The sequence below is a fragment of the Corallococcus aberystwythensis genome (assembly GCF_003612165.1).
GTDB lineage: Bacteria > Myxococcota > Myxococcia > Myxococcales > Myxococcaceae > Corallococcus > Corallococcus aberystwythensis.
The window spans coordinates 1-12,489 of the sequence record NZ_RAWK01000281.1; the positions used below are offsets into that span (position 1 = coordinate 1).

At 66.4% G+C, this 12,489-nt stretch carries 7 protein-coding genes, 1 tRNA gene and 1 pseudogene; 3 read left to right on the forward strand and 6 right to left on the reverse strand.

Annotated elements, in window-relative coordinates:
* The first annotated feature begins 78 nt into the window (after positions 1-78).
* Positions 79-1,206 (forward strand): NACHT domain-containing protein, encoded by a 1,128-nt coding sequence (locus tag D7W81_RS33920; protein ID WP_120559546.1) that lies wholly within the window; start codon positions 79-81, stop codon positions 1,204-1,206.
* A gap of 109 nt (positions 1,207-1,315) precedes the next feature.
* Positions 1,316-1,678: an HYR domain-containing protein gene (locus D7W81_RS33930; protein WP_120559547.1), complete on the forward strand. Its 363-nt coding sequence runs from the start codon at positions 1,316-1,318 to the stop codon at positions 1,676-1,678.
* Here D7W81_RS33930 and D7W81_RS33935 read toward each other — a convergent pair.
* Positions 1,616-5,446 carry an ELWxxDGT repeat protein gene (locus D7W81_RS33935; protein ID WP_158621746.1) on the reverse strand — a complete coding sequence of 1,277 codons (3,831 nt, stop codon included), beginning with the start codon at positions 5,444-5,446 and terminating at the stop codon, positions 1,616-1,618. The two genes, D7W81_RS33930 and D7W81_RS33935, sit on opposite strands and share 63 nt — an antisense overlap.
* Before the next feature lie 207 nt (positions 5,447-5,653).
* On the opposite strand from D7W81_RS33935, the gene D7W81_RS33940 reads away from it, so the two are divergent.
* Entirely contained in the window at positions 5,654-6,340 is a 687-nt protein-coding gene (locus D7W81_RS33940) for a DUF3592 domain-containing protein (RefSeq protein WP_147445718.1), read from the forward strand.
* Here the strand turns inward: D7W81_RS33940 and D7W81_RS33945 are convergent.
* The 5 genes and pseudogenes from D7W81_RS33945 to D7W81_RS33970 form a co-directional block, all read right to left on the reverse strand.
* Entirely contained in the window at positions 6,318-7,595 is a 1,278-nt protein-coding gene (locus D7W81_RS33945) for a glycosyltransferase family 32 protein (protein ID WP_120559550.1), read from the reverse strand. The genes D7W81_RS33940 and D7W81_RS33945 overlap by 23 nt on opposite strands.
* 1,602 nt (positions 7,596-9,197) lie before the next feature.
* A tRNA-Ile gene (locus D7W81_RS33955) sits at positions 9,198-9,270 on the reverse strand.
* Positions 9,271-9,341: 71 nt separating this feature from the next.
* On the reverse strand, positions 9,342-9,671 hold the full coding sequence (locus D7W81_RS33960; protein WP_120559552.1) for an MGMT family protein: 330 nt from the start codon (positions 9,669-9,671) through the stop codon (positions 9,342-9,344).
* 94 nt (positions 9,672-9,765) lie between these two features.
* Positions 9,766-11,886, reverse strand: coding sequence for an RNA polymerase sigma factor RpoD (gene rpoD, locus D7W81_RS33965; protein ID WP_120559553.1), 2,121 nt, complete (start codon positions 11,884-11,886; stop codon positions 9,766-9,768).
* Positions 11,887-11,976: 90 nt separating this feature from the next.
* Positions 11,977-12,489 (reverse strand): annotated as a pseudogene (locus tag D7W81_RS33970) (DNA primase); the annotation flags it as partial.

Sequence of the window (12,489 nt, forward strand, 5' to 3'; positions counted from 1 at the left end):
TCATGTCGGCGCACAGCCAGCGTTGATCACGTCCGACGCTGACTGGCAACCTTCTGAAGTTGGGTCCAACTCGGGTGTTTGATCCACCAGGTTGATTTTCGGGCCGGAGATCAGGGACAGCCCCTAGGCAAGACGCTGTTCATCAAGTACCTGATGCATGGTTCGGATCGGCTGTCCGTCTTCCTCTCCGCTGAGAGCTGCAGGAACGGGGTGGTCGAGGCCATTCAGTCAAAGCTAGAGGGGCATGCCAAGGATATCGCGTTCCTGCAAAGCATCATCTACAGTGGTGCTCTGGATATCTATATCGATGGATTGAATGAGGTGGCTGCGGACACCCGCGCGCGGATCGTTCACTTCGTCGAGCGGAACTATCAGGGGAACATCCTCATCGCGACTCAGCGCTTGGAGTGGGTGCCACCCGCGACAGCGCGTCTGTATGTCCTTCAACCGCTCCCGGAAGCTGCGATAGAGCAGTTCTTGGTAAGCCGAGAGCCCTTACACTCCGACGCCCAGCATCTCCGGGGGGCCGAGTATCGTGAAGCGTGCCGTGAGTTTGTCCGGCGGTCCTTGCACTCAAGTGAGCCGGACGAACTGAGGCGCGCCATGGCGGAGATTCTCTCGAATCCCATGGATCTCTCGGTAATCGCTCAGATGCTGGCGGAGCGTCAGACGCCAGACCTTTTCCGCTTGCGCTGGCAGCAATATGAAACGATGGCCTCGTCGTATCGGGAGATCTACCTCTCGCAGTTCCCGCTGACGTCGTTCTCCGAAGAGGCCTACCAGATGCGGCTGAACGGCTCGCCCTCGTTGCCCGAGGAGCGATTTGGTAAGGAAATTCTTCGGCTGGAGTCGTGCAGGATGGTGGTTCGACGACAGTGGGCTGGGCCTGATGGAAAGGAGCGGCGGGAATGGCACTTCCGGCACGACAAGATTCAGGAGTTCTTCATTGCCCAGACCTTTCTTGGGGTGAAGAACACCAGGGTCAGTGCGCACGTTGGGGATCCCCGCTTCCGCGGCGTTTATTTCATGCTGGTGGCACTTCTGGAGCACGACGAAGCCCGGCAGCTCCGTGACATGCTGGTGGAGCATGCGGCGGAGTCACGAGACCACTCCGTCAGCGATGATTTCGTCAATCTGCTCAAGGCCCGACAGGTCGTGGAGGCGGCAATCCTAGCGAGGATGCTTCCTGTCTCCGTCCTAAAGTGAGGGAAGGGCCCAAGTGTTTGCATCACTCCTCGGGCTCTGTTGTCTTCAGGCTCAGGCCGAGCTTCTGCAGCAGGGACGCGAGGGCCACCCGATCGTGGCGTGACAGACTTTGGAGCAGGCGGGCCTCGACGGCCATGTCGGCGCGGACGTCACCTACGCTGCGGCCACCGTTGACGACGAGCGAGGGGGGGCCGTCGTTCCCACCTACAGCCAGGCCTCCGGCACGCGCTTCCCGGTGGGGGACACCACGGTCAGCGTCACGGCGAAGGACGCCTCGGGGAACGAGGCGCGGTGCACCTTCCAGGTGAAGGTGGAGCCGGCCGTGACGCAGCAGCCGCCCGCCGGGGACAAGGACGACTCCGGCGGCGGCTGTAGCGTGGGTCTGGCGCCAGAGGCGTGGCCGTTCTGGTCAGTGCTGGCGCTGGGCTGGACGCTGCGCCGGCGCAAGGGCACTCGCGGCGTCAACGCCTGACGCAGGGGCCGTCAGGGACGGCGGAGGCCCGCGAAGGGGCACCGCCGTCCCGGTGACGGTGGTGCGTCGCACGGTGACGCGGAAGGAGCAGGCCGCCATATTGCCTGCGTCATCCCGAGCGCGGACGAAGACCGCCGTCACCCCGAGCGGAAAGACAGAGCCGCGAGCGCGGCTGGAGCTCAGCGTCACGAACTCCGAGACCCGGTCAGCCGCGGTGGCCTCCGGGAAGTCCACGGCTGCGCCGTCCGCCCCCGTGGCCTCGACGATGAGGTTCGCCGGGCACGTCAGCGTGGGCGGCGTCATGTCCCGCACGGTGAGGGTGAAGCCGCACGTGGCCCTGCGCCCCCGCTCGTCGCGCGCCGTCGCGGTGACGACGGTCGCCCCCATGGGGAAGGCCGAGCCGGACCCGTGGCTGTACGTCACCGACCCCGTCCCCGTGGCGGCTGCGGGAGGGTAGGGGACCGCGGCGCCCGCGGCGCTGGCCGCTTCGGCGAAGACATCCTCCGGACAGGTGATGGCCGGTGGCGCGGTGTCCGTCACCGTCACCGGGAACGTGCAGGAAGACGCATTGCCCGCATCATCCGTGGCCGTGACGCTGACAACGGTCATCCCCACCGGGAACGTCGTCCCGGAGGCCTGGCTGTATGCCACCGTCGCGGAGGACACGGCGTCCGAGGCCGTGGCCGCCGGGTAGTCCACCGTCGCGCCATCGTCACCCTTCGCCAGCGCCGTCACGTCCGCCGGACAGACGAGGTCCGGCGCCGTGGTGTCCCGCACCGTCACCAGGAAGGCGCAGGTGGCGCTGTTGCCGGCCGCGTCCCGCGCCGTGACGGTGACGCTCGTGGCGCCCAGCGGGAACTGGCTTCCGCTCGGATGGCTGTAGCTCAAGGCCGGGCTGGCCGGGCCGTCGTCGCTCGCCGTCGCGGCGGGGAAGCCCACCAGCGCGCCCTGTGGACCGGTGGCCGAGGCCATCACGGACGTGGGGCAGGTCACCGTGGGAGGCGTCACGTCGAGGACCTGCCGCGCGCGCCACAGCTCGGACCCATGCGTGCCGTCACTGCCCTGGAAGTACAGCGTGTCCCCCAGGAGGAGGAACCCGCTGGGCCGGCCGGTGCCCGTCCCCGGCATGTCGAGGAGCAGCCGCGTCCCCTCCTCGGTCCCATCCGTCTGCCAGACATCGGCGCCTCCGGCGGAGGAGGTGAAGGCATTGAAGATCAGCGTGTCTGCGATGACCTGCAGGCTTTGAGGACTTGAGCCCGGGGCCCCGGGCCAGATGTCCTTCACGCGCACGGTGCCGGCTTCCGTCCCATCCGTGGCCCAGAGCTCCGCGCGGTTGACGCCATCCTCGGCGGAGAAGAAAACCCGTCCCCTGTAGGACGTGAGCCCGAAGACATAGGAGTTCGCCGCGCCCGGAGCGATGTCCCGCACCCGCACGGTGCCGGCCTCGGTCCCATCGCTCTTCCACAGCTCACGGCCGGAGCTGCCGTCCTCCGCCGTGAAGTAGAGCGTGGTTCCCACCACCAGGAAGTTGTCGGGGAACGAGAAGTTGGGCCCGGGCCAGATGTCCTTCACGCGCACGGTGCCGGCTTCCGTCCCATCGCTCTTCCACAGCTCGTAGCTGGAGGTGGAATCCGAGGCGATGAAGAAGAGCGTCCCCGCGACGTCCGCGAAGCGCATGGGCGAGGAGCCCGCGGCGCTGGGATAGATGTCCTTCACGCGTACGGTGCCCGCCTGGGTTCCGTCGCTCTTCCACAGCTCCACGCCGCTCGTGCCGTCGTTCGCCCCGAAGTAGAGCGTGCCGCCCACGCTGCCAAACGCGGGAGTGCCCTGGAAGGACCCCGTGGCCCCGGCGCGGATGTCCCTGACGCGCACGGTGCCCGCGGCGGTGCCATCCGTCTTCCACAGCTCCTTGCCGCTGACCCCGTCCTCCGCCGCGAAGTAGACTGTGCGCCCCACCCGCGCGAGGACCACGTCCGAAAGGTTCAGCGAGCTCGCGGCGCCGGGATGGATGTCCTTCACGCGCACGGTGCCCGCGGCGGTGCCGTCCGTCTTCCACAACTCCACACCGCTCGTCCCGTCGTCCGCCGCGAAGTAGAGCGTGTCATCCACCCGGGCGAATGCCTTCGGAGACGCGCTCGCGGGGCCGGGGTTGATGTCCTTGACGGGAACGGTGCCCGCCACCGTGCCATCGCTCTTCCACAGCTCCAGGCCATACACGGCATTGGTGGCCGTGAAGACGAGCGTGCCCTTCAGGTCCATCAGGAACGCAGGGTACGAATCGCGAGGCGTCGTGTGGATGTTCCGCAGCAGCACGGTGCCCGCGTCGGTGCCATCGCTCCTCCACAGCTCCCGGCCGTACACGCCGTCGTCCGCCGCGAAGTAGAGGACGCCGTTGCGGTTGACCAGCGACGAAGGGGCGGACCCCAGGGCACCGGGCCAGATGTCCTTCACCCGCACGGTGCCTGCCTGGGTGCCGTCGCTCTTCCACAGCTCCTTGCCGCTGACCCCGTCATCGGCCACGAAGAAGAGGGTGGAGCCCACGGCGGTGAGCGAGCTCAGCGACGGGCTCACGGTACCGGGGCGGAGGTCCCTGACGCGCACCGTGCCCGCCTCGGTGCCATCCGTCTTCCACAGCTCCCTGCCGCTGACGCTGTCATCGGCGACGAAATAGACGGTGTTGCCCACGGCGGTGAGCGAGGACGGCGAGGACATCCAGTTCCCGGGCCAGATGTCCTTCACGCGCACGGTGCCAGCCGGGGTGCCGTCGCTCTTCCACAGCTCCTCACCGGCGGCGTCCGTGGCGATGAAGAACAGCGTGCCATTCACATCCACGAGCTCGGAGGGATGGGAGCCCCCGGCACCGGGATAGATGTCCCGCACGAGCACGGTGCCCGCCGCGGTGCCGTCCGTCTTCCAAAGCTCGAAGCCAGAGGCCCCGTCATCGCCCTTGAAGAAGATGGAGCCATTCGAGACCGTGAGCAGCGGTGGGATGTACGGAGGGACGAAGCTGCCGCTTCCAGGATTGAAGTCCTTGATGAGCTGGGTGCCGGGCGAGGTGCCGTCGCTCCGCCACAGCTCGAAGCCCAGGTTGACGGTGCTCGCCACGAAGACGAGGGTGCCGTTGAGGTTCGTGAACCAGGAGGACGTCCCCGCCCCGGTCCCCGTGTAGGGCTGGACGGAGACGGTCCCCGGGTCGGTCCCGTTGCTCTTCCAGGGCCGGGCAGTCAGGCTGTTGTCCACAGCGGCGAAATAGAGCGTCCCGTTCATCGGCGTGAGCCAGGACGGGTTCGAGTGGCTGGTGGCCCCTTCTCCTGGCCATCCCACGTAGATGTTCTTGACGAGCACGGTGCCGGCCTCGGTGCCGTTCGTCTTCCACAGCTCCCGGCCGTTCCAGCCATCGTCGGCGCTGAAGTACACGGTGCCGCCGACCGCCGTGAAGGACGTGGGCCCCGAGCCGGAACCGAGGGAGATGTCCCGCAGGCGAACGGTGCCCGCCGCGGTGCCGTCGCTCTTCCAGGGCTCGCCGCCGTAGTAGTACTCGGTCGCCTCGAAGTAGAGCGTGCCGTTGACGTTCGTCAGGGAGGTGGGGTTGGAGTCGGAGTCCCCCGGCCAGATGTCCACCACCCGCTCCGGTACTGGCGGCGTTGCCCCCGTCCCCAGGAGCCGCGCGTCGCGCGTGTCCTCGGAGCCCGGCGCTTCCGGCGCATCACCACAGCCGACCGCCGTGAGTAACACCACCAAACCGGTGAGCAGGCATTGCGCCCCCAACCCCCCTCGTCTCTGTCCGTGCATCCCCATCCCTGTCGTCGTACCGCTGGCGGGGAGCATCCGGGACGCAGGCGGGAAGCGCAATCCGGGTCAATGAGAACCGGGCCGCACCCGCCGCGCTACGGGGCTCACCCCCGGCGTGATAGGATTTGTCTTGAATCCAGGGATGTCTGACACTTCCGCCATGCCATCGCTTTTCATTTCGTGATGTCTGACCCGGGGCCGTTGCTCGCCACCGCCGAGTCCGGAGGGATGCGCTGGATGTTCCTGCCCGGCGTGGCCCTCCTCGCGGTAGCGGCCTACCAGTCGCTGAAGCTGAAGCGCTTCCTGCGAGGCGCCTTCCGGGTGCCGGCCGAGGTGAGCTGGGTCCCGGGAGGGGAGGACTTCGAGCACTACTTCCAGAAGGGCAACAAGCTGGCCATGGCGCGCGACAAGGAGTTCCTCCGCAGGTACCTGTTCGGGCTCTGGGTGCTCATCCGCCCGCCCGACGAAGAGCCTCTGGAGATCGGAATCCACACGGGCAGGGCCGGCCTGTTCAAGCACGGAGACACGCTGGAGGTGCTCTACAACCCGAAGCAGCCCCAGCACGTGTTTCTGGCCGGGGAGAATCCGTGGGTGGGCCTGGTCATCCTGGGCGTCATCGGGCTCGTGGTCCTCTGGGCTCTCATTTTCGCCGGGGGTGCCGGTTCCCAGCTGGTAGGTCCAGCCCCCTTGAGGCTTCTCGCCTGCGCCGAGGCGCCGCTGGTCAAGATGGGACTGGACCAGGGAGAGAAGTACCTCCTGGGGCCCGAAGCCAACTCTCCCCATGCCGCGGCCGTCCTCGGAACCTCGGCGTGCGCTTCGGCGCCGCGAGCAGCGCGGTGGCTCCTTGCTACAGGTCGCTCTCCGCGGTGAGCTGGTCGAGGCGCAGCAGATAGGGGGGCACGGTGAGCACGGCGGCCTGCTGGAACCCTCGGCTGCCATGGACCGCCGCCTGCCCCAGCAGGAGGTATTTCTGCAAGGCCATGCCGCTGATGACATCGCTTTGTTCGCAATACTTGTTGAGCGCGAGCGCCAGGTGGCCCGTGCCCGGGCGAGAGGCAATCAAGGCATTGAACATCCCCGCGCCAGTCACCGCCCGCTCGACCAGGAACCGCACGGAGTCCTCATACTTCAGCCAGGGCACGCGGAGCTGCCCTTTCAGCGATTTCAGGACCCTGAGGTGCTTGCCCACTTCGACGTCCCGGCTGTCTCGGGCGAGCGTGCCGAGCAGTGGAATCTGTCCATTCACGTCGTTGTGATAATAGGTCTTGGACAGATCGATATCGCCCAGCCGCATGTCGATATCGATGTGGATGCCCCCAAACGCGAACAGGTAGGCCAGGCGGGCGAAGTCAGAGAAGTATTTGATTTCATCCCAGCCGCCGCCCTGCGCGCAGGTCATCCCCGCGGATGTTCCAAAGTGGTGGAGCTGGGTGCGAAGCCCGATCTCCCGGACCTCTTCCAGGCTGCAGACGGTGTAGCCCGCCATCCGCAGGGCGATGCGCTGCGAATCGCGGACTTGTGTATCGAGGCCGAGCTTCTTTTCCAGAAGCCCTTCAATCGTCTCCGAGTACCAGAGGTAGGAACGCCAGCCATGTTGGGTCGCGAGATCGCCATCCTCGATGAGGCCGGTGAGGGCGGCCTTCCGGATGGAGCCGCCCGTCCAGAAGCGGTGGATGATCTTGGGAATCGCGTGCCGCTTCCTCGTGCCGATGTCCGCGCCAATCATTCGCGACATGATCTGCGCTTCTTCGTCCGGGCTCGGATGCAGCCGCGTCGTGAGGGCGACCTCGAGGTCGACGCCGTTGATCAGGATGGGCGGCTCACGTGGCGGGCTCGCCCGCTCGAACCGGGGCGCTTGCTGGGTGACGGGCCTGAAGGAAAGCGGGGGAGCCAGCGCCCTGCCGGAGCTGTTCCGGACGTCCCAGATGGGCACCGGGGAGTCGGAATCCTGGGAACTGGAGAGTGGCTGGTGGGACGTGTCCTGGCAGATGCCCAGCCCGCAGAACACGCAGGAACCCTGCGGCGTGAGGGAGCGTCCGGACGTCAAGGACGGGAAGGTGACGGTCTTGACGACCTCATGAGTCGGGTCGACACAGAGTCCCTGATCGCAGAAGAAGCAACCCATGTCATGAATTGTCCCCCGAGCTCCATTTACGGGCAAGCCACCCGGGAGCCGGCGACGCGAGTCAGTGACTCCGTGACGCGGCTCCCATGCGGGAAGGGGGCACCGCGCCTGTCTTCGACGTGCTGGCGCCGGAGCGCGTAGTCACATGCCACTGCACTCCGTTCCCACCCTGTCCGCTGACGCGTTCCACGCCGTCCCGGCTCGATGACCTGTCGACTTCCATCGGGAGGCCCAGGGTGGCGAGCACGTCATCAAGATTGAAGGGATGCGCCGGGGAGCCAAGGTCGAACGTTTCAAGGAGGGCAACGAGTGGGCCAGGTTTTGCGACAAGGAGTTCCGCCGCGGGCACCCGTTCCAGTTCCGGGTGCTCATCCGCTCGCCTGTCTTGGATGATGCCAAGCCATCCCCTGAATGGGGGATGGTTCGCGTTCGGGGAACCCGGGCATGGTGCGCTCGACGTTGGATTGCCCATCCTGCGGCGGAGGGCCTCATGTGGATGGCACCTTGTTCGAGATCAAGACGACCCACGGTTTCCTCCCATCTCGAGCCTGGGGAACTATTTTCCGCGCCATGGCTTCATCTGGCGTTGGCCTGCCCAGAGCTTGACCTCGCATCCGGCCTTCGCGGAGACGGAGGACTGGTTCATTCAACAGTTCATGGGAGGGAGATGCGCTCCCCGGCGGAGGTAAATCCAAGCCCCGGCGCCTCCGTGGAGATTCCTGATGCGGCAGGCAGAAGGTGAGGGGAGAGTGGGCCCTCCCGGATTTGAACCAGGGACCCAAGCGAGGCGCTCCATGAATTCCACCAAGCTCCCGGGCAGCAAGGCGAGTGCGCTCTTGACGACGACGCTCGCCGCGCTCCTCGGCGCATGTGCCTCCTCTACTGGCGAGAGGGATCAAGCCCACCAATGGCAGCCCACCGGAGAGCGTGTTTGGGTTCAAACGCCGGACTGCGCCGTGCTACGCGAGAGCGACGATTGGATGAGGGCGCACCTCGAGGACGGGGTCTTCCCGCTCGCGCCCACGGACGGCGATCGTCACGGGGTGGTGGCCGCATCCGCCGGGGCCTGTCGCAGTGTGCCCGGCCTGGAGGTTGCCTCCTTCGCCGTGGCTGTCGGCAACACCTGTATGCGCGCTGTGGACCGTGGCGAATGGGGAGGTGACTTCACTGTTTTCGAGTCGGGCCGAAGAACCTTCTCTGTGGATGTGGTGGGTCCCCGTCCGCGCCGCCTGGTGCGAGCCAGCGGCCAGTGGCTCTTGCTCTCTGTCAGCCTGGGAGGAGGCACTTGGGGGTTCAGCCGGCTGGTGAATGAGGGTCGAGGGCGCTGGCGCCTCGAGCCCTTCATCGGGTTTCCGGGAGACATGTATGCGTACGGGCACGACTCGCTCGGCAGGCTGCTGCTTGCGGGAAGGGACGGTGAGACCGACGCTCGGTGCGCTTTCGGAACCCGCCTCTACCGGGTCCAGGAGGACGGACGCATCGAAAGGCTCCGCTAAGGCTGCGGAGAATGGCTCGCCGCGTGATGAATTGAAGCGGTCCGCCGACACGCTGCATCCGGCCGTTAAGGCCCCTCAGGGGCGCGAGAGCATTGAGGAAAGAGGTTGGGCCCTCCTGGATTCGAACCAGGGACCAATCGGTTATGAGCCGACAGCTCTAACCGCTGAGCTAAGGGCCCTCATGCTCTGACGCCAGACGCGGAAGGGACTATCTCTCCGCCCGCGCGCGCCTGGCAAGCGCCGCCGCGTGTCAGGCCTTGCTGTCCTTCTTCACCACGCGGAACACCTGCCCCCGCTCGTCCACCATGACGCCCTCCGCGCGCAGGCGCTTCGCCTGCTCGTGCGCCACTGGGGGCGCCAGCGTCCCGTCCGAGCGGATGACCCGCCACCAGGGGACCTGCGTGGCCTGCCCCGGCAGGTGCTTCAACTCCCGCCCCACGCCCCGCGCCGCGCCCGGCCTTCCCGCGTAGATGGCCACCTGCGCGTACGAGCGCACCTCGCCCCGGGGAATGGAGCGCACCTGCTTCATCACGCTGTCGGAGAAGGGGAGGGGCTTCTCGGCGGGCTTCTTCGCGGCCACGGCGTGCCTCCAAGGGGACGTCAAAACGACGAAGGCCCCCGGTCCACTGGAGGGAACGGAGGCCTTCGAATCCAATCAGCTCAACGGCCCTGCGTCAGCTCTCCACGAAGGAGCGCAGGCGCTTGGAGCGGCTGGGGTGGCGCAGCTTGCGCAGCGCCTTGGCTTCAATCTGGCGGATGCGCTCGCGCGTCACCTCGAAGTCCTGGCCCACCTCTTCCAGTGTGTGGTCGCTCTTCTCGCCAATGCCGAAGCGCATGCGCAGGACCTTCTCCTCGCGCGGCGTGAGCGTGGCCAGCACCTTCCGCGTCTGCTCGGCCAGGTTCATGTTGATGACCGCGTCCGCGGGCGACACGAGGCTCTTGTCCTCGATGAAGTCGCCCAGGTGGCTGTCCTCTTCCTCGCCAATGGGCGTCTCCAGGGAGATGGGCTCCTTGGCGATCTTCAGGACCTTGCGCACCTTGTCGAGCGGCAGCTCCATCTTCTCCGCGATCTCTTCCGGCGTCGGCTCGCGGCCAATCTCCTGCACGAGGTAGCGGCTCGTGCGGATGAGCTTGTTGATGGTCTCGATCATGTGCACCGGGATGCGGATGGTGCGGGCCTGATCCGCGATGGCGCGGGTGATGGCCTGACGGATCCACCAGGTGGCGTACGTCGAGAACTTGTAGCCGCGCTTGTACTCGAACTTGTCCACCGCCTTCATCAGGCCGATGTTGCCCTCCTGGATGAGGTCCAGGAACTGCAGGCCGCGGTTCGTGTACTTCTTCGCGATGGAGACCACGAGGCGCAGGTTCGCCTCCACCAGCTCGCTCTTGGCGCGCTCGGCGCGCTTCTCACCCAGTCGGATGGCGTCGTAGTTACGGCGCAGCGCGTCCACGGGGAGGTTGGCTTCCTCCTCCACGCGCTTGATCTTCCGCACCGCCGTGCGCACGTCGCGGTCCAGGACCTCCAGCTGCTCGGGCGTGAAGTTGAGCTGCTTCTGGAGCTTCTTGGCGATGTTCGGGTTCTCGCGCGACTCCTTGAGCTGCGGGCGCAGGTCCTTCATCACCACGCCGTAGCGGCGCTCCAGGTCCCCGAGCTCCTCCTCGGCCTTCTCCACGCGCTCGATGAGGCCCTTGAGGTTCACGACGATGCGGTCCACCTGCTTCTTGTTCAGCCGCATCTCCTCCAGGACCTCCATCATCTTGGTCCGGAGGTCCTTCACCTCTTGCTTGAGCTCCTTCTTGCGGACCTCGGTGAGCTTCTTCTTCCCGGAGAGCTCCTCCTCCAGGACCTCGCAGTCCTTGGCGAACTTGCGGAAGCGCTCGATCTGCTTGGAGATCTGCTCGATCTTGTTGAGCTCGCTCTGCGCCAGCTGCGCGGGGGCATCGCCCTCGGCGGCCTCCTCGGCGGGCTCTTCCGCGTTCTCCGACTGGGCCTCTTCGGGCGCGTCCTTGATGACGTCGCGCACGCGCAGCTTGCCCGTCTTCAGGCGGTTGCTGATGTCCAGGATGTCCGCCACCGCGACGCGGCAGGCGAGCAGCGCGCGCAGGACTTCCTTCTCACCCTCTTCGATGCGCTTGGCGATCTCCACCTCGCCCTCGCGGGTGAGGAGGCTGACGCTGCCCATCTTGCGCAGGTAGAGGCGGACGGGGTCGTTGGACTTGCCACCCGGCTCGTCGTCCTCGTCCTTCTCGTCCTCGTCCTGGTCTTCCTTCTCTTCCTCGACGGCGACGGTGGGCTTGATCTCGTTGGACTGCGCGGCCTTCTGCGCGTCCACGATCTCAATGTCGTTGTCGCCGAACATGCTCATCACGTCGTCGATCTGATCGGACGACACGATGTCGGCGGGGAGGGCGTCGTTCACCTCGTCATAGGTGAGGAAGCCCTTCTCGCGGCCCGCGGCCAGCAGGTCCTTCACTTCCTTGCGCTCGGCGACGGGATCCTCCTCCACGTCGTCTTCCACGGCGTCCGGGTCCACCTGGACGGCGGCGGCGGCTTCCTCCGCGGCCTCCTCGGGGTCCACGTCGTCGGCCATGGCGGCGACGCCCTTCTTCTTCTTGATCTTCTCGGGCGCCTCGGAGGGGGCTTCCTTCGCCACCAGCTCCGTCTCGTCAGGCTCCGCTGCCTTCGTGACCTTCGCCGCAGGGCTGTCCGGGGCCTTCTTCTTGCGGATCACCGGGTCCACCTTCTTCTTGGTGGGCTTCACGGATGCCTTGGGGGGCTTCTGCGTCGGCATTCGGGTACTTCTCCTTAAGAAAATCAGGTGCTTTGGCCTGGGCGAGCCGGCCGATCTACCGCAAAGTCGAGCTTTCTTACAAACGCGAACTCAAACCGGTTGCATTGGTGCCTTTGTTCCCGTTGCCGAGGAAGCGGGCCTCAGCTCATCCAGGACGCGCTTACGGAGCGACAGCAGCTCCTTGCGCTCGGACAGGAGCTGACGCGTCTCCTCTGTCAAATCAAAAGCGCCCGGAGTCTGTTCCGTCGCTCGCTTTATATAAACGAGCCGCTCGTCGATACGCCGCACCATGATGTCGCGGCACGTGAGGATGAACTCCGTCTCCAGCTCCATTCCCCCGGGGGAGAGCCGGCGGCCGGCCTCCAGGAGCGTCCGCTTGACGACCTCCGTCGCCTCGAAGAGCGCCTCCTCCAGCCCCTGGCCGGACGTGGCCTGGGCCAGCAGCATCCGCAGTCCCATGTGGGACAGTTCATCACATACGCGGAAGGTGTCCCGGGCGAGCAGCCGGGAATCCCGAAGGATTGCGGCCACATAGAGCGCTTCCGACTCCGGCGGAGGGCGCTCCGCCTGGGGCTTGGGCACCGGGCGGGGCGTGGCCTGGGC